This is a genomic window from Streptomyces sp. NBC_01384 (assembly GCF_045040035.1).
GTDB lineage: Bacteria > Actinomycetota > Actinomycetes > Streptomycetales > Streptomycetaceae > Streptomyces.
Map to the genome: position 1 here is coordinate 841,687 of NZ_CP109560.1, position 17,935 is coordinate 859,621.

Annotated in this window: 13 protein-coding genes; 5 read left to right on the forward strand and 8 right to left on the reverse strand. The window is 68.0% G+C overall.

Annotated elements, in window-relative coordinates:
- Positions 1–47 precede the first annotated feature (47 nt).
- Entirely contained in the window at positions 48–1,247 is a 1,200-nt protein-coding gene (locus OG747_RS51540) for a cytochrome P450 (RefSeq protein WP_331743293.1), read from the reverse strand.
- A 798-nt stretch (positions 1,248–2,045) separates the two neighbouring features.
- Here OG747_RS51540 and OG747_RS51545 point away from each other — a divergent pair.
- Positions 2,046–2,918 carry a slipin family protein gene (locus OG747_RS51545; RefSeq protein WP_331743291.1) on the forward strand — a complete coding sequence of 291 codons (873 nt, stop codon included), beginning with the start codon at positions 2,046–2,048 and terminating at the stop codon, positions 2,916–2,918.
- 117 nt (positions 2,919–3,035) lie between these two features.
- On the opposite strand, the gene mgtA is transcribed toward OG747_RS51545, so the two are convergent.
- From mgtA to OG747_RS51560, 3 genes are all read right to left on the reverse strand, one after another.
- Positions 3,036–5,693, reverse strand: a complete 2,658-nt coding sequence (gene mgtA, locus OG747_RS51550) for a magnesium-translocating P-type ATPase (protein ID WP_331765211.1) — start codon at positions 5,691–5,693, stop codon at positions 3,036–3,038.
- 265 nt (positions 5,694–5,958) lie between these two features.
- Positions 5,959–6,135, reverse strand: a complete 177-nt coding sequence (locus tag OG747_RS51555) for a DUF6529 family protein (protein WP_331744964.1) — start codon at positions 6,133–6,135, stop codon at positions 5,959–5,961.
- Between the two features lie 90 nt (positions 6,136–6,225).
- On the reverse strand, positions 6,226–6,807 hold the full coding sequence (locus OG747_RS51560) for a TetR/AcrR family transcriptional regulator (protein ID WP_331743287.1): 582 nt from the start codon (positions 6,805–6,807) through the stop codon (positions 6,226–6,228).
- A 213-nt stretch (positions 6,808–7,020) separates the two neighbouring features.
- Here OG747_RS51560 and OG747_RS51565 point away from each other — a divergent pair, with 213 nt between their 5' ends.
- The 4 genes from OG747_RS51565 to OG747_RS51580 all read left to right on the forward strand — a co-directional run bounded on the left by OG747_RS51565 (position 7,021) and on the right by OG747_RS51580 (position 13,281).
- Positions 7,021–7,986 (forward strand): NAD(P)H-quinone oxidoreductase, encoded by a 966-nt coding sequence (locus OG747_RS51565; protein ID WP_331743284.1) that lies wholly within the window; start codon positions 7,021–7,023, stop codon positions 7,984–7,986.
- Between the two features lie 565 nt (positions 7,987–8,551).
- A complete protein-coding gene (locus OG747_RS51570; RefSeq protein ID WP_331743281.1) occupies positions 8,552–9,397 on the forward strand; it encodes a fumarylacetoacetate hydrolase family protein in 846 nt (281 codons plus the stop codon).
- 50 nt (positions 9,398–9,447) lie between these two features.
- A complete protein-coding gene (locus OG747_RS51575) occupies positions 9,448–10,287 on the forward strand; it encodes an enoyl-CoA hydratase/isomerase family protein (RefSeq protein ID WP_331743278.1) in 840 nt (279 codons plus the stop codon).
- A 66-nt stretch (positions 10,288–10,353) separates the two neighbouring features.
- Positions 10,354–13,281, forward strand: coding sequence for an FAD-binding and (Fe-S)-binding domain-containing protein (locus OG747_RS51580; RefSeq protein WP_331743275.1), 2,928 nt, complete (start codon positions 10,354–10,356; stop codon positions 13,279–13,281).
- 135 nt (positions 13,282–13,416) lie between these two features.
- On the opposite strand, the gene OG747_RS51585 is transcribed toward OG747_RS51580, so the two are convergent.
- From OG747_RS51585 to OG747_RS51600, 4 genes are all read right to left on the reverse strand, one after another.
- A complete protein-coding gene (locus OG747_RS51585; RefSeq protein WP_331743272.1) occupies positions 13,417–14,295 on the reverse strand; it encodes a DUF4097 family beta strand repeat-containing protein in 879 nt (292 codons plus the stop codon).
- A gap of 147 nt (positions 14,296–14,442) precedes the next feature.
- Positions 14,443–16,059, reverse strand: a complete 1,617-nt coding sequence (locus OG747_RS51590) for an MFS transporter (RefSeq protein ID WP_405886417.1) — start codon at positions 16,057–16,059, stop codon at positions 14,443–14,445.
- 363 nt (positions 16,060–16,422) lie between these two features.
- Complete coding sequence (locus OG747_RS51595; protein WP_331743265.1) at positions 16,423–17,619, reverse strand: cytochrome P450; 1,197 nt, start codon at positions 17,617–17,619, stop codon at positions 16,423–16,425.
- A 37-nt stretch (positions 17,620–17,656) separates the two neighbouring features.
- Entirely contained in the window at positions 17,657–17,875 is a 219-nt protein-coding gene (locus OG747_RS51600; RefSeq protein ID WP_331743262.1) for an MbtH family protein, read from the reverse strand.
- Positions 17,876–17,935 lie beyond the last annotated feature (60 nt).

Sequence of the window (17,935 nt, forward strand, 5' to 3'; positions counted from 1 at the left end):
CTTCTCGCGTTCCCGGGAAGAGACGGGAAGGGACCAGAAGGGAGTGGTCAGTCGACACGGACGTACAGACCGCCCGAGCGCACGCCGGTGAAGTCCGGCGAGTTGAAGAAGAGCGGCGGGATGTTCGGGTCGACGCGCAGCTTCGGGAAGCGGTCGAAGAGGACCTCGAACACGACCCGGGTCTCGACCCGGACCATCTGCCCGCCCATGCAGTAGTGGGCGCCCCGCCCGAACCCGAGGTGAGGGTTGGGGCTGCGGGTGATGTCGAAGGTGTCCGGGTCGGGGAACTGGCGCGGGTCGCGGTTGGCCGCCCCGAGGTACACACGGATCAGGGTGTCCTTGGGGATCTGCTTGCCGCCGAGCTCCACGTCCTGGAGGGTCGCGCGGTAGGAGGCGGCGCCCGGAGTCAGGAAGCGCATCGTCTCCTCGAGCATGCCCGGGATGAGCGAGCGGTCCGCCTTGACCAGCTCGTACTGCTCCGGGAACGACTCCAGGCACAGCATGGTGTTGCCGACCAGCAAGGGTGTGGCGAGGTGTCCGGCGCCCAGGATGCCGATGATGAAGTTGATGATCTGGTCCCGGGTCATCGGGCTGCCGTCGATCTTCTTGACCTGGCTCAGCAGGGTGATCAGGTCGTCCTTCGGGTCCTTCGTCTTCGCGTCGACATGCGCGCCGAGCATCTCGCGCAGCGGCTGCAGCGGCTTGATGAGCTGCTCGAAGTAGCCGTCCTCGGTGCCCTGGTCGACCTGAGTCATCTGGGCCTCTTGGTCCATGTTCTGGTCGACCAGCTTGAACATGGTCCGGTCTTCGGCCGGTATGCCGAGCAGCTCGCTGAAGATGATGCCCGCCACGTGGTCGACGAAGTCGCTCAGCAGGTTGAACTTGGCGAACTTCTCCAGCGTGTCGGCGTACTCGGAGGCGAGAGCGTGGACCCGGGACTCGAGGTGCGCCATGAACTGCGGGCTGAAGGCGTTGCTGACCTGCTTGCGGAGGTTCGCATGCTCCGGCCCGGTCATCTGCGCCAGGTCGCCGTCGAAGTACTTGGCCATCTCCTCGTCGATGTTGAAGAGCTTGGCGGAGTCGGCCGAGTACCCGTCGTTGTTGCTGAGGGCCTCGTTGACCTCGGGGTAGCCGTACGCCTCCCAGCGCTGGAGCTCCTCGCGCCACTCGACGGGCTCGCTCGGCCGCTCACCGCGCAGCCAGAATTTGTCGGCCTCGAAACCCCAGCGGTCAGCAAAATCGGTCACGGTTTTTCCTCCATTGATGGAAAACACGGCAACTGGCCCATGAGTCCGGCCACTTCACGATAACGGCCGCATTCACATTCTTTGAACGACTGCCGCACGCGGTCAACAGACCTTGGACGTTCTTATCCGGCTCAACCTGAACGTGCCTGACGGCTCCGGACGCAGCGCCCCGGAACGTGACCGCACCGGGTACCACGCCATGGTATGGCGCCAACTCCGCGCCACGCCAGGAAATGACGTTCCGAGCAGTACGCCGCTGAACACGCGGGGAGCCGGCGCCGGGCGCCGTCCTGTCGACAGGACAGGAAAGTCCGGCAGTTCCGACAGTAAGGCGGTCCCACGGCTCGCCCGTAATTCTTTCCGCTCTCTGTCGTAATTCTTTCCGCCCTCTGTCAGAGACGGGCCGCGACCGGGGGGCGACTCCGCAATTCCCTGACCGATGTCCTGGCGACAGGACACGCGACTATTGAACCCCCAGTGTCAATGCGTTATGAATTCCACCCCAGGCGTCGTCGACCGGAATACGGTTCATCGAGCGCCTGGGGCTCTCCTTCGCGACGAGCCCGCCGACCGGATCGGACCCTGCGCGGTGCAGAGCGACCTCGGCGGCAGACGGGCAAGTACAAGGGCCGGTCGCGGGGAACGCAGGGCCTGTCGGCCCTACTGCCCGCAAGGTGGGCGGAGCAGGCTCGCAGTGAGACCGAGAAGCGGTCTCGCGCCACGCGGTGCCCCGCTGCGGCGACGCCTTCCCGGACCTGGTGACCCGTCGCCGCGGTCCATCCTCCGAGGGAGCGAAACATGGCCGCCTTGATCATCGTCCTGGTGCTGCTCGTCGTCCTGGTCCTGATCGGGCTGGCGATGGCGATCCGTGTCGTCCGGCAGTACGAGCAGGGCGTCCTGTTCAGGTTCGGCCGACTGGTCGGCCCGCGCGAGCCCGGGCTGCGGTTCATCGTCCCCTTCGTCGACGTCCTGCACCGCGTCTCGCTGCGCATCGTCACCATGCCGATCCAGTCCCAGGGCATCATCACCCGCGACAACGTCAGCGTCGACGTCTCCGCCGTGGCTTACTTCCGCGTGGTCGACGCGGTCAAGTCGGTCATCGCGATCGAGAACGTGAGCTCCGCGATCAACCAGATCGCCCAGACCACCCTGCGGAAGGTCGTCGGCCAGCACACCCTGGACGAGACCCTGTCCGAGACCGACCGCATCAATCTGGACATCCGTCAGATCCTGGACGTCACCACCGCCGAGTGGGGCGTGGAGGTCACCCTGGTCGAGCTCAAGGACATCCAGCTGCCTGAGTCCATGAAGCGCGCGATGGCCAGGCAGGCCGAGGCCGAGCGGGAGAAGCGCGCCAAGATCATCAATGCCGAGGGTGAGTCCCTGGCCGCTGCCGCCCTGGGCGAGGCCTCCGACACGATGATGGCCCATCCGCTCGCCCTGCAACTGCGCAACCTGCAGAGCCTGGTCGAGATCGGCGTGGACAAGAACACCACGGTCGTCTTCCCCGCACCGCTGATGAGCACCATCGGAGAACTCGGCGCCTTCCTCGCCCGCGAAGCGACCGCGGCCGCCGCCACGGCGCCGCCGTCCCCCATGCTCGTACCGGCCCTCGACCTGGTCAATTCTGCTCGCGTGCCGGCACCGAACGGGGGGACCGAAACCACGTGAGCGCTCCTGTAGGTGGCGAGCCCGCGGTGGCCCGGCAGGCGGACATGCGCCTGCCGGGCCACCGCACGGTGATCTGGCGTCCCTGTCCGCCGCTCGCCGCACGGCTGACGGTCCGCATCACGGCGGGCCGTCGACCGGCGTGGGGCGGGGCGCGGCGGTACTGAAGCGGCCGGCACGGCGCCGCAGGTGACGGCGCCTGGGATAGTGCCTGGGAACCGGTGCCGCGATTGCAGCCCCGTAGAAGAGCCGTTTGCCGATTTCGATGAGGGCCAGGTAGGCGAGGATCATGCCGACCAGCGTGGCGAAGAACGCCTCGGGAAGCGGTTGGAAGCCCAGGGTGTGGGCGAGTGGGGTGGCCGGCAGCACTGCGCCGATCGTGACGACGCCGAGCGCGGCGAGAGTCAGTGGCAGGCTGGGGTGGCTGCGGAAGAACGGGATGCGCCGGGTGCGGATGGCGAAGATCACCAGGGTCTGGGTGGCCAGCGACTCGACGAACCAGCCGGAGCGGAACTGGGCCGGTCCGGAGTGGAAGACCCAGAGCATGACGCCGAAGGTGACGAAGTCGAACACCGAGCTGAGCGGTCCGAAGGAGATCATGAAACGGCGGATGAAGGCGATGTCCCAGTGCGAGGGCTTCCGCAGCTGGTCCTCGTCCACGTTGTCCGTCGGGATGGCCAGCTGACTGCTGTCGTAGAGAAGGTTGTTCAGCAGGATCTGTGAGGGGAGCATCGGCAGGAAGGACAGGAACAGCGAGGCGCCCGCGGCGGAGGCCATGTTGCCGAAGTTGCTCGAGGTGCCCATCAACACGTACTTGATGGTGTTGGCGAAGATCCGGCGGCCCTCGACCACACCGTCTGCGAGAACGTTGAGGTCTTTCTCCAGCAGGATGACGTCGGCCGCGTCCTTGGCGACGTCGGTGGCCGAGTCGACGGAGATTCCCACGTCGGCCGCGTGCAGAGCCAGTGCGTCATTGACCCCGTCGCCCAGGAACGCCACGCCGCCGCGGCTGCGCCGTTGCGCGTGCACGATACGGGCCTTGGCCGCGGGACTCACTCGCGCGAAGATGGTGGTCCTGGTGATCGCCTCGGCCAGTTGCGCGTCATCCAGGGCGTCGACCTCGCTACCGGTCATCGCGCCCGCGTCGGTGAGCCCCAGGTCATGGCAGACCTTGGCGGCGACTGCGGCGTTGTCGCCGGTGACCACCTTCACCGCGATGCCGAGGCCGGAGAGTCTGCGCAGCGCTGTGGCGGCGTCCGGCTTGGGCGGGTCGAGAAACACCAGCAGCCCGGCCAGGCTCAGCCCCCGCTCGTCCTGCGGGCCGACGGCCTGTGTTCCGGGGGCGACGGGCCGGGTGGCGACGGCGACCACCCGGTTCCCTGCGGCGAACTCCGCCGCCAGCGCGTCACGGGCTTCGGGCGGGACGTCGACGCAGCGGTCCAGGACGGTCTCCGGAGCACCCTTGGTGACCAGGCTCGAACGCCCGTCCCTGTCCCGTACGAGGACCGAGGTCATGCGCCGTTCGTGATCGAAGGGCAGCACCGCGACCTGTGTGTACCCGTCCAGCGCGGCCCGCTCGCCCGCGGCGGCCGGAGACCGCCACAGGGCCTGGTCCAACGGGTTTCCGCCGACGTCCTGCGCATCCCGCGCCGCGTTCTCGGTACTGAGCAGCCCCCACCGCACCACCGCCTCAAAGCCGTGGCCGCCGGCGGGGACCGCGCGCATGTACTCGATGCGGCCCAGGGTGAGCGTGCCGGTCTTGTCGGTGAACAGGACATCGACATCGCCCAGGTCCTCGATGCAGACCAGCCGCTTGACCAGTACCTTGCGCCGACTCATCCGGCGCGACCCGGCGGCCAGGCTGGTCGAGACGACGGCGGGCAGCAGCTGCGGGGTGATACCGACCGCGATGGCCAGTGAGAACAGCAGTGCGTCGATGATCGGCTTGTGCAGGGCTACGTTGATCACGAAGATCGAGGTGGTCAACGCGCCCGCGACGTAGACCAACAGCAGCGAGAAGCGTCGCAGGCCGACCTGGAACTCGGTGTCGAGCGGGTGGGTGTCGAGCCCGGCGGCGATCTTGCCGAACTCGGTGTGCGCCCCGGTGGCCACCACTACCCCGCGGGCAGCGCCGGTCCGGACGACCGTGCCCATCAGAGCGCACCCGGACAATTCGGCCAACGGAGTCCCGGCCGCGACCGCGGCGAGGTTCTTGTCCACCGGCAGCGACTCGCCGGTCAGCACCGACTCGTCGCACTCCAAACCGGCGACCTCCACCAACCGCAGGTCCGCCGGCACGATGTCACCCAGACGCAGTTCCACCAGATCACCGGGGACCAGCGCCGTGACATCCACCAGCGTGGCCCGGCCGTCGCGCAGCGCCACGGTCCGGTGGTGGATCTGGGAGTGCAGCGCCTCGGCTGCCTTCTCTGCCCGGTACTCGTTGACGAAGCCCAGTCCGACGGACACAGTCACGATCAGCCCGATGATCACCGCATCGCTTCGTTCGCCCACCAGGAAGGACGCGACAGCGGCCGCCACCAGCAACCCGAGCAGCGGCGACCGGAGCTGATGCCAGAGCACAGGGAACACCCGGGCACGGTGCGTGGCGACCGCGTTGGGGCCGAACTGTGCCTGGCGTCGCAGGACCTCCTCGCCGCTCAGGCCCTCCACGGCGACGACGCCGAGTTCGCGAAGGACGTCGTCCCCCGGCAAGGCCGCCGCCGACACCGCCCCGGACGCGAGCACAGGCGGCTGCGCCGGAGCAGAGACGCTCACCAGGCCCCGCCTCCGGAGGCGGGGACACCGTCCCTCGGTGCGGGGCGCCGGCTGGTCTCACGATCTCGGCACTGCTGCCTGGTCATACGCATCGCCGCCCTGGGGCTGTCACGCCCGGTGAGGACGCGGGGTCCGAAGACCGGGCGCGCTCCGTGGGGCCAGCATCGCACGCTCATCGCGGTTCGACGCCCGGCACGTGATGAACCCGCCGAGCGCCGGCGGGCCTGGCTGCGCTGCCTCGCAGGGCTGCTGGACCACCCCTGCTTCAGAACACGGGCACCGAGAAGTCGTCGAAGAACCACAGCCCGCTCGTGTACCAGGTGACGACTACCGCCACTACCAGGAAGCCGCCCGCGGGCGGCAGCGGCCAGGAGGCCGGCTGCCGAGAACGCACGAACACCACCTTGGCCGTGAACGCACCGTAGAAGAAGCACGCGGGCAGAGAGTGTCACTTCCATTCCCCGTTGAGGACGAGGGCAGCGCGGGCGCTGTCCCCGATGCGTGCTCGGAAGCGTGTTCGTGCGGCCGTAGGCTACGAACGGCTCATGGCGGTCACTGCACTGCGTACCAGCTCTTCGACCTGCTGTATGGCGCCGTCGTCGCGAGGAAGCTTGCCGTAAAGGACCAGTGAGGCGAGACCGTGGACGAGCGACCACCATCCGGTGACACGCGCCTCGTGCAGTTCAGGGGGCGTGCCTGTGACGACGTGTGCGGAGATGACGGCGTACGCCGCGTCCCCGGCCGCTTTGACCTCGGGGTGTGACGGATCGCATGGCCGGTTGAACATGAGCCGGAACAGGGCGGGATGCTCCACCGCGTACCGGACATACGACTGGGCCAGGCAGACAAGCTCCTGCCCGGCAGGAGCCGAATCCCGCGCATCGAGGAGCCGGCCGTGCAACTCGTTGAACCCATGCGTGGCGAGCGCGGCCAGCAGGGCGTCCTTGTCCGGGTAATGACGGTAGGGCGCATTGGCCGACACACCCGCTCGGCGCGCGACCGCGCGCAACGACAGCGCGGCCTCATCGCTCTCCTCCAGCAAGGCCAGGGCCGCACTCATGCACGACGCGCGCAGATCGCCGTGGTGGTACCGACCACCGCCAGATGTTGACACTGCACACTCCTGTCTCTTAGTGTGTGCAGCGTACACATGGGCTGGATGGGCAGCCAATCCCCGAAGCCCCGCCGATCCGAAGCCTCACACCGCTTTGGTCGCCCTTGCGGCATACCGCATAGTCCGGGCCGACATCGCGCCCTGGCCTCAGTATCTCGACGACGCCTGGCAGGCGCATGCTGCGCCACCCGCCAGTGCGCGAGAAGGAGAGACATGAAAGCAATTTCGATCAAGGAACCCGGGGGGCCGGAGGTCCTGGAGTGGACCGAAGTCGAGGACCCGTCTCCAGCCGCGGGCGAGGTGATCGTCGACGTGGTGGCCGGCGCGGTCAACCGAGCAGATGTCGTACAGCGGATGGGGCTGTACCCGGTCCCGCCGGGAGCATCGCCCTATCCGGGACTGGAGGTCTCGGGCCGGATCAGCGCCATCGGCGAGGGCGTGAAGCAGTGGCAACCTGGCGACGAAGTGTGCGCGTTGCTTGCCGGGGGCGGGTACGCGCAGAAGGTCGCTGTCCCTGCCGGGCAACTGCTCACGGTGCCCAAGGGCATCAGCCTTCTCGAAGCGGCGGCCCTGCCCGAAGCCACCGCCACGGTCTGGTCGAACGTCTTCATGACAGGTGACCTGAAGGCAGGCGAGACCTTCCTCGTGCACGGCGGAGCCGGCGGCATCGGCACGATGGCCATCCAGATCGCCAAGGCCCGCGGCGCCCGCGTCGTCACCACTGTCGGTGGCCCCGAACAGGCTGCCAGGGTGCGAGACCTCGGCGCCGACCTCGCGATCAACTACCACACCGACGACTTCGCCGAGCACGGCCCCTACGACGTGATCCTCGACATCGTCGGCGGCCACTACCTCCAGCGCAACGTCAGCTCCCTCGCTCCCGACGGGCGACTGGTCATCATCGGTCTGCAGAACGGCCTGGAAGCCGAGCTCAACCTCGCCGAACTCATCTTCAAGCGCGCATCCGTACACGGGACCACCCTGCGCTCCCGCCCGGCCGGGCAGAAAGCAGCCATCGTGGCCGAGGTCCAGGACCACGTGTGGCCACTGATCGAGAACGGGTCCGTACAGGTGGTTATCGACCAGACCCTGCCCATGACCGAGGCTGCCGAGGCGCACCGGATTCTGGACGCTCACCACATCGGCAAGATCGTCTTGGTCAACCCCGACACCGCATGACGCCGATCCGCCGGCACTCACGAAGCTGACAGCAGGGCTGTAGGGCGCGCCGGAAAGGGGCCAGAGGAGCGAGGTCGGCGCGCCCGGGCCGAAGAGGTCGCCGATCAGCTTGAGCGGCTGGGTCTCGACGCCGACGTCCACCCCTGCCCGGATTCCGAGGCGCGGCTTCCGCCGGCTCGCGGGGCCGTCGATGGTCGCCCACGACCTCGACGGCACTCTGCTTCACCCGATTGGCGGTCGAGTCGTCGCGGGGGCTCCGGAAGGCCAACTCCGTTCAACCGTCCTAAGTTGGACTACGGCGGCCATGTCAGGCTCCGTGGAACCTCCGATCCTGTGAATGCCCAGTTCAGGCCCACGTCCTGGAAGGTCGGGACTGCCACCAGGAAGAGGTTCGCGCCCGGGGCGACGATCGTGTCGGCCCGGCCCGGCCTCAGTGCACGTCCTGAGGGTCCGGATCAATGCGTGGACGGCGCACAGCTGTCTCGCAGACCGTCCTCGCCGTCCAGCCTGAGTGATCGTTTCGGGCGCTCATCCAGGTCCGCCCAACCATGTCGAAGGAGCGCCAGTGCGCATCGGAAACCTCTCCGGCCGACTGACTCTGTTCACCGAGCAGGGTGCGGTGGATGTCGAGAAGGCCAGCGGCGGCAGGTTCGGATCCGAGCCGCAGGCGGTCTACCACGTCTGGGAAGACTTCCTGGGCTGGGCCAAGGGCGCCGAGCTGAGCGGCGCGTCTGCGTTCGACCCCGCTGACCTCGGCCCGCCGACCCCGGCGCCGGCCCAGTTGTTCGGCATCGGTGTGAACTACCGCGAGCACGCAGCAGAGACCAAGCTGGCCACCCCGGACACGTTCCCACCGGTGTTCACCAAGTTCCGCACTGCGATCAGCGGGCCGGTCGGCACGGTGACGCTGCCTGAGGGCGGGCACACCGACTGGGAGGTGGAGTTGGTCGTGGTGATCGGCCGACGCGCCGAGAAGGTGTCCGCCGCCGACGCCTGGTCCTACGTGGCCGGGTTGGCCGTAGGCCAGGACATCTCCGAGCGTATCCGGCAGATCGAGGGTCCCGCAGCGCAGTTCAGCCTGGGCAAGTCGTTCCCCGGGTTCGCCCCGATCGGGCCGTGGGTGGTCACGGTGGACGAGTTCGAGAACCCGGACGACCTCGAGCTCGGCTGCGCCATCGATGGCGAGAGCGTGCAGCATTCCCGCACCAGCAACCTGATCTTCCCGGTTCCCCAGCTGATCGAGGGCCTGTCCGCGACCCTGGCGCTGCTGCCCGGTGACGTGATCTTCACCGGCACCCCGGCCGGCGTCGGCATCGGCCGCAGCCCGCAGCGGTGGCTGCAGCCGGGCGAGGAGCTGGTCAGCTACATCACCGGCATCGGCGAGCTTCGCCAGCGTTTTGTGAGCGCCTGAACCGGCAACGGCGATCCGCTACCGGCCATCACCCGAAAGGAGCCTCACCCGTGCCATATTCTGATTACAAGCTTTTCCAGTTCGAGTTTGACTCCGGGGTGGCATTCGTCAGCATCGACCATCCGCCGATAAATCTCCTTGACGAAGCCCTCTCGCAGGAGTTCGACAGGCTCGGCAGGGAAATCGAGGCCGATGAGAGCGTCCGGGTCGTGGTTCTGCAGAGTGCGGTTCCCGATTTCTTCGTGGCGCATTCCAACCTGGGCCGGGTCGGGACTTCTTCGAAAATGGTTTCCCATACGCGCAGCTTTCGTCTTACGCAGACGATTGGCGAGCGGTTCAGGAACATGCCCAAGGTGAGTATCGCGAAGATCGAGGGCCGGGCGAGGGGCGGAGGCAGTGAGATCGCGCTGGCCATGGACATGCGTTTCGCTGCCGTCGGCAAAGCGGTCTTCGGCCAGCCGGAGGTGGCGATCGGTCTCGTTCCGGGCGGCGGCGCCACGCAGAGACTGCCGCGGCTCATGGGGAGGGGGCGCGCCTTGGAGGTGCTCCTGGGGTGCGATGACATCCCGGCGGAGCTGGCGGAACGCTACGGCTACATCAATCGGGCACTGCCGGCGGACGAGCTGACGCCTTTTGTCGAGAAGCTCGCTCACCGCATCGCCTCCTTTCCCCCGCATGCCATCGCCCATGCCAAGGCGTCCGTGGATGCCGGAGCATTCGGTTCCCTGTCGGAAGGGCTTCTGGTGGAAGCCCACGAGTCCGATGTGAGTGTCGCCAGCGAGGTGACCCAGGCGCGCATGGCGGAAGCATTGAAGGCAGGCGCCGAAACGTACGAAGGCGAGTTCGAGATGGCCTTTCTGTCGAAACTCTCCGGCCGTTCGCCTGAATAACAAGCGGATCCTGCCCCAGCGCACCCGGACACCTCAACGCTGCGCCGGGCCATTGGAGGCCATCGCATGAAAAAACTCTTCATCCCCGAAGCCGGCCGTATCGGACGTCCGGACGGGCCGGCGCAGCCCGATGCGGTCGGCGTCGAACACCTCGGCGGCTCACCGGCGGAGCTCGTCCGCGATCTCACCGACCTGCTGGGTTCCGGGCAAGTCCTGCACCGGCTCTCGGACCTTGTGCGCTACGCCTCGGACGCGAGCCCCTACCGGCTCCTCCCACAAGTCGTCGTGCAACCGCGAGACACGGGCGACATCGCCGCCCTGTTCGACTACTGCCGCCGGACCGGGCGACACGCCACCTTCCGATCCGGAGGCACCAGCCTCAACGGTCAGTCACAGTCCGACGACATATTGATCGACGTCCGGCGCCACTGGGCCGGAATGACCGTCGAGAACGACGGTGCCCGACTGCGGGCGCGCCCGGGCACGATCCTGTCTCACGCGAACGCCGTCCTGGCACGGTACAGGCGCCGACTCGGTCCCGATCCCGCCAGCGCCGACGTCGCCACCATTGGTGGGGTGGTCGCCAACAACGCGGGAGGCATGCGGTGCTCGCTGCCCAGGAACGCGTACCACTGCGTATCCGGGATCACCTTCGTGCTCCCCTCCGGAACCTCGATCAACACCGAAGCCCCCGACGCCGAATCCGAGTTCCGCAAGGCGGAACCCGAACTTGCTGACGGCCTGCTCGCCCTTCGTGCGGACATACTCGCCGATGAGGAACTCGTCGAGCGGATCAGGCACAAGTACACGATCCGCAACACCACGGGATACGCCCTCAATGCCTTCCTCGACGCGGAGACCCCGCTGGAGATCTTTCGTCGGCTGCTCGTCGGCTCGGAAGGAACCCTGGCCTTCATGGCCGAGGTCGTGATCGACACCCTCCCCGACCCTGGGCTCACCACCGTGACGTGGATCGCCACCGAAACCATGGATGCGGCGACACGCTTGGTACCCGCGCTGGTCGACCTGGGCGCGGAGGCGGTGGAACTCATGATGGCGCCCGCGTTGACCGAGGCGGCGAAGGCATTCCCGGGTGCCCCCTCCTACTGGCGCACGCTCGATCCCAAGGCGGTGGCCCTCCTCGTGGAGTTCCGCGGCGAAGCCGCCGCACTCGATGACGCCGAGCGGCGCGTCCGAGAGCTTGTCGCAGACACCACCCTGCTGTACCCGATCGAGTTCACCCGGGACGAGGAACTCATCGAGTGCGACTGGCGGGTACGCGAGGGCCTGCTCGGCATCGTCGCCCACCTGCGACCAGAAGGAAGCGCAGTCGTCAACGAAGACGTGTGCTTCCCTCCCGCACGTATCGCCGACGGTGCCCACGACCTGCAGCAACTGCTCAGCAAGCACGGATTCCTCCCCGGGGTCGCCGGCCATGCCGCCTACGGCAATCTGCACTTCACCTTGACTCCCATCCTCTCCGAGGAGGCCGACAAGGAACGCTACGGGGCATTCATGTCCGACCTGGTCGACCTGGTCATCGGAAAGTACGATGGCTCGCTCAAGGCCGAGCACGGCACCGGACGCAACATGGCCCCCTTCGTCAAACACGAGTGGGGCGCCAAAGCCACCGACATCATGTGGCGCCTGAAGCGTCTCGCCGACCCACACGGAGTCCTCGGACCAGACGTCATCCTGACGAGCGACGAGGGAATCCACCTCAAGCATTTCAAATCCACGCCCACGATCGAAAAAGTAGCGAACCTGTGCATTGAGTGCGGATTCTGCGAAGCCGTGTGTCCCAGCCGCAATGTGACGACGACTCCCCGGCAGCGGATTGTCCTCCGCCGGGAGATGGCCCGGCAACCCGAGGATTCCCCAGTGCTCGAACAGCTCCAGGCCGAGTACGAATACGACGGTATCGAGACGTGCGCCGCTGACGGAACCTGCGCCATCCCGTGCCCCGTGCAGATCAACACCGGGGACCTGATCAAGGGATTCCGCCGTGCCGAGTCCACCGCTTCCCGTGAGCGGGCCGGGCTGGCGGCAGCCAAGCACTGGGGCCGGATCGAGAGGCTCGCACGCGCAGCGATGTCGGGCGTCGACGGCATCCAGTCCTACATCGGCGTGAAGGTTCTCACGGAGCTGACCGACGCGGCACGACGTGTCGTCAGCGGCGATCTCATCCCCTCGGTACCGGGCCCCATGCCCCACGCGGCACCGGTCCACCTCCCACGGACCGAGCGACAGTCGGCGCGCGCGGTGTACTTCCCCACCTGTATCAACCGCATCTTCGGCCGCGACCCCGACAAGCCGATCACGCCATCACTCCCGGAGGCGTTCGTCTCGCTCTCCGCCCGCGCCGGCATGCCCCTGTGGATACCCGATGACGTGCGCGGACTGTGCTGCTCGACGCCCTGGGCGAGCAAGGGTCTCGTCGAAGGGCACCGCTGGATGGCGGAGGCGATCTGCGACGCCCTCTGGCGGTGGAGCGATCACGGCTCACTCCCGATCGTGGTCGATGCCGCATCCTGCACCCACGGGCTGCTCGAGGATGTCGCCAAGCACGTCGACGACTCGCGGCGCGCCCAGATGGAGACCATGAGTATCCGAGACTCGATCACCTGGTGCCGGGACCTGCTTCCTCATCTCTCGGTGGACCGCAAGGTCGAGACGGTCGCACTGCATCCGACGTGTTCCACGACCCACCTCGGGCTCAACCGCGACCTCAAGAGCATCGCGTCTTTCCTGGCCGACACGACCGTGGTGCCCGTCGGAACAACCTGCTGCGGCACCGCGGGAGACCGTGGTCTGCTCCATCCTGAGTTGGTGGTCTCCGCGACACGGGACGAGAAGGCCGGACTCGACGCCTCCTCTCCGGCGCAGGCATACCTCTCGGCGAACCGCACGTGCGAGATGGGTCTTCGACACGCTACCGGGCAGCCGTATGAGTCCTTCATCTTCCTGCTCGAAAAGCTCAGCAGACCGTCTTGAGCCGAAACGCGAGACGGACCACGACCGTGACCGATCAGGCAGCGAATCCGACGTTCATGACGTACTCGTACTGGCCCCCACCGCGAGCCAGGTCGTTGGTGTGGGCGAGGCGGTCACCCCTCCTCCAGGAGCTGGTTACGGGGATCCCTCGTCGAGGTCGAGGGCCGCCCGGCGTACCACGATGTCGCCGGTGGCGGTGCGGGCGTGTACCTCGACGGCCCTGTCGGCAGCCGTGGGCCGGGCGGCCAGGGCATCGAGCAGTTCGAGGGAGCGGTAGACGGTTCCGGAGTGGGAGTCGAGGTCCAGGCGGGCGCCCACGCCGTCGGCGATGCCGATCTCGAGGGCGCCCGACACGGTTTCCAGCGCCAGCGGTCCTCGTACGACCTCGTCGATGCGGATGTCGCCCTGCGTGGTCCGGGCTTCCACCGCGACGTGCGCCCGGCCGATGTGGAGGTCCCCGCTGTGCGCCGACACGTGCAGCGCGCCGCCGACCTCGCCGAGGTACGTGGCGCCCCGGGTCCTGCTGAGCCGCACCGTGCCGTCGATCGTGTCGATGCGTACGTCGCCGCACTCGGTGACGGCCTCGACGTCGCCGAACACGCGCTCCACGGTGACGTTGCCGAGCAGGGAGCTCAGGTACAGGGGTCCCGTCCGGGCGAAGTGGAGGTGACCGCAGTCGGTGGTGATCCGGCACTCCCCCGTGCGGCCTTCGCAGTGGAAGTCCGCGGCGAGGGCGTCCCCGTGCACGCTGGAGCCGGTCGGGACCTCGATGTCGACGGTCACGGTTCCACCGCCGTGGGGCAGGCCGCGCGGGTTCGCGACGGACACGGTCAGCTCGCCGTCCGCGTAGTCGACGACGGCCGCGGCCGCGGTCACCACGTCGCGGAAGTCCGAGCGGTCGCCGGGGCGCACGTGGACGGTCGTGTCGGAGCGGTCGCTCGCGACGACCCGGACGGCGCCGACGCTGAGTTCGATGGTGGCAAGGATCGGGTCAGGTGTGTCGAAGACCGGCATGGTGATGCCCTCAACCAGATGGCGCGCAGCCCGTGGCGCACGGAGGGGTGTGCCACGGGCTGCGGGGGGGGGTGTGAGTTGGGGTACTGGGGGGTGAGTTGGGGTGCTGGGGGGTGAGTTGGGGTGCTGGGGCGGTCGGGGCCTCGCTCAGGCCGCGACCGCTTCCTCCGCTTCTGCCTCGCTCCCCTCGCTCCGGTCGGCCTGCTCGCCGCCGGCCGGCTGCCCCTGGGCGCCCTGGCGCAGCAGCCAGGAAGCCACCAGGCCACCGAGCAGGACCGCGAGCGCGCCGATCAGCTGGGCGGTGGTCAGGCTGTCCGCGAAGGCGCTGTGCACCTGCCGCGTCGCACCCGGACCGGCGGCCGCGACGGCGTCCGGCAGCGAGCGCGCCGCGTCGTCGGGCACCCCGGCGGGCAGTGCGCCGGCGAAGCCCACGGTCAGCACCGCACCCAGGCAGGCGACGCCGAGGGAGTTGCCGACCTCGCTGATGGTGCCCATCAGGCCCGAGCCGACGCCCGCCTTCTCCGGCGGAATCGAGGTCATCACCGCACCGGCCATGGCCGGCTTGGCGCATCCGACACCCGCACCCATCAGCACCAGGCCCAGCAGGATGCCCGGGTAGGAGCCGTCGTGCCCGAGCACCGCGATGGACGCGAGCCCCGCCGCCATCAGGCCGAGGCCGAGAGCGGTGGCCACGGGCGGCGCCAGCTTGGAGGTCAGCCGCACGCCGATGCCGGTGAGGTTGAGCGCGACGAGGGTCAGTGCCATCGGCGCGATGCGCAGACCGGCCTCCAGCGGGCCGTAGCCGAGCACGAACTGCAGGTGCTGCGTCAGCAGGAACAGCGAACCGGACAGACCGAAGGCGACGAGCACACCGCCGGAGACCGCGCCGCGGAAGCGGGCGTTGGCGAAGAACGACATGTCGAGCAGCGGGTGCGGCGTGCGGCGCTCCCAGAGCACGAAGGCGATCACCACGACCAGTCCGACGGCACCGGGCACCAGCGTGCGGTCGGAGGTCCAGCCGTTGCCGGGACCCTGGATGACCGCGTAGACGAGGGACGTCATGCCGATGGTGGACAGCAGCGCGCCGACCAGGTCGGGGCGGTCGCCGTGCGGGTCCTTGGACTCCGGGACCAGTTTGGCCACCGCGATCAGGCCGATGAAGCAGACCGGCACGTTGACCAGGAAGACCGAGCCCCACCAGAAGTGCGCGAGGAGCACGCCGCCGATCACGGGCCCGAGCGCCAGGCCGAGTGAGGCGACACCCATGATCACGGTGAGCGCCTTCGGCACCTCCTCCTGGTCGAAGGTGCGGACGACGATCGCCATATTGGTGGCGAGCAGCAGGGCACCGCCGATGCCCATGCCCGCGCGGGCGGCGATCAGCTGGACGGGTTCGGTCGCGAACGCGCCGGCGAGCGAGCCGAGCCCGAAGAAGGCGAGGCCCAGCAGCTGGGTGAGCTTGCGCCCGTACCGGTCGGCGAATCCGCCGGCGGTGATCAGCAGACCCGCCTGTACGAGCGAGTACGCGCCGATGACCCACTGGGTCTGCGCGGTGGTCGCGCCGAGCTCCTTGGTCAGGGAGGGGACGGCGACGTTCAGAATGGTGTTGTCGAGGATCACGACGAGCTGCACCAGGCAGACGACGCCCAGGATCAGCCATCGATCCCCTCGACGCTTCGGCTGGGTCACGGCCCACTCCTTCTCATCAAACGGATGACTTGCTGTCGAATTGCTGGATGCCGAGGGCCTCGAGGGCATGAACATGCGCAGTGCGGGCGAGCGGCGGGGTGGGGAACGGGACGGGACTGTCTTCGTTCCGGCTACGACGCTACGGGGACGGCATATCGGCCCGTTATCGCCGTGGTATCGCCGATTCCGCAACGCGGAAAGCCCCGCCGGTACAGGACCGGGGGGCGTGAGAAGTTCTGTGGCGAGCGGGAGGATTACATCCAATACATCCGTTACATCCGGTACATTCGGTAAATCTGGTACGTCCGGCTCAGGCGCCAGGGCTACGGCGGCGAAGAGGCGTCTCGGCTAGGGGGCGTCGCCATCCCCGCGCACGCACGCAGACGCTCGGCCGGTGAAGCCCGGCCGAGCGTCTGCGTGAACCGCCGTGGTGCGGGCTCAGTTGTTGGGAAGGACGTGCATCGAGCGGACGCCCACCATGTCCTCGGAAGGGAAGAAACCGATCGGCTGGTCGGGGTCGGACTTGAAGTTCGGGTAGCGGTCGAGCAGGGCGTTGATCGCGATCTTGCCCTCGAGCCGCGCGAGCCGGGTGCCCAGGCAGTAGTGGACGCCGTGGCCGAACACGATGTGCTCGTTGGGGCTGCGGTCCGGGATGAACTCGTTGGGGTTCTCGAACTGGAGCGGGTCGCGGTTGGCCGCGCTCACCCACGGCAGGATCATCTGCTGCGCGGGGATGGTGACGCCCCCGATCTCCACTTCCTTGAGGGTCGCCCGCGACAGCGTCGCGGCCGGCGGCAGCAGCCGCAGGGCCTCCTCGATCGCGGTCGGCACCAGGGAACGGTCGTCGCGTACCCGCGCCAGTTTGCCGGGCTCGGCGTCCAGGCACGCCATCGTGTTGCCGACCATCATGGTGCTGGTGATGTGACCGGTGATCAGCAGGACGTTGGCGACGTTGACGATCTCGGTGTCGTTGAGCCGGTCACCGTCCTCCTCGACCTGGGTGAGGTAGGTCAGCAGGTCCTCGCGCGGGTTCTTGCGGCGCTCGAGCACCTGGCCGAGCATGTAGTCGAGCAGGGGCTGAAGGCGCTGCTCCGCACTGTGGATCTGCTCCTCGGCCCCCTCGCCGCCGGCGACGAAGTCGATGCCCGCCATGTTCTCGATGATGTCGAACGCGGCGCCCTTGAACAGGTCGAAATCCTTGCCGCCGACGCCGAGGAGGTCGGCGATGACGCGGACCGGCAGCGGATAGGCGAGATCCGCGACCAGCTCGAAACTGCCCTTCTCCTGGACCGCGTCGAGGAGTTCCCCGGTGATCTTCTGGATCTGCGGTTCGAGGTTCGTGATGACCCGGGGGCTGAACGCGCGACCGATCAGCTTGCGGTACTTGGTCTGCTCCGGCGGGTCCATCTGGGAGATGTCGCCCTGCAGGAACTTCTCGTCGACCTGCACCGCGGCGTACGCGGCCGTCGCGGCCGAGAAGGTCTCGTGGTCGCCGAGGACCCGCTGCACCTCGTTGTAGCCGTAGACGAACCAGGCGCCGAACGCCTCGGAGTACTCGACGGGCTTCTCGGGCCGGATTCCGCGCAGCCAGGGGCTGTTGGGGTGGACGTTCCACCGCTCGATGACTATGGACATGGGAAAGGGTTTCCTCTCTGGTTCCTCGGGCCCCGGGCTACTTCTCGCCGGCCATGGCGACCTGCAGGCTCTTCGGCCGCAGATCGGTCCAGTTCTCCTCGACGTAGCTCAGGCACTCCGCGCGGCCGGCCGCGCCGAACACGGTCCGCCAGCCCGCCGGCACCTCGGCGAAGGTCGGCCACAGCGAATGCTGGTCCTCGTCGTTCACCACCACGAAGAACTCGCCGTTCTCGTCGTCGAAGGGGTTGCTGCTCATTTCTCGAACTCCATTTCCGTTGACCGGATAACCAGTGCTCGGCCACCCGAGAGCGCGAGC

Bases quoted from the DNA above. Each gene is read 5' to 3' on its own strand.
- OG747_RS51600 (WP_331743262.1), bottom strand. From the start codon at position 17,875: ATGAGCAGCAACCCCTTCGACGACGAGAACGGCGAGTTCTTCGTGGTG.
- OG747_RS51545 (WP_331743291.1), top strand. From the start codon at position 2,046: ATGGCCGCCTTGATCATCGTCCTGGTGCTGCTCGTCGTCCTGGTCCTG.
- OG747_RS51590 (WP_405886417.1), bottom strand. From the start codon at position 16,059: ATGTTCATGCCCTCGAGGCCCTCGGCATCCAGCAATTCGACAGCAAGT.
- OG747_RS51585 (WP_331743272.1), bottom strand. From the start codon at position 14,295: ATGCCGGTCTTCGACACACCTGACCCGATCCTTGCCACCATCGAACTC.
- OG747_RS51595 (WP_331743265.1), bottom strand. From the start codon at position 17,619: ATGTCCATAGTCATCGAGCGGTGGAACGTCCACCCCAACAGCCCCTGG.
- OG747_RS51565 (WP_331743284.1), top strand. From the start codon at position 7,021: ATGAAAGCAATTTCGATCAAGGAACCCGGGGGGCCGGAGGTCCTGGAG.
- OG747_RS51580 (WP_331743275.1), top strand. From the start codon at position 10,354: ATGAAAAAACTCTTCATCCCCGAAGCCGGCCGTATCGGACGTCCGGAC.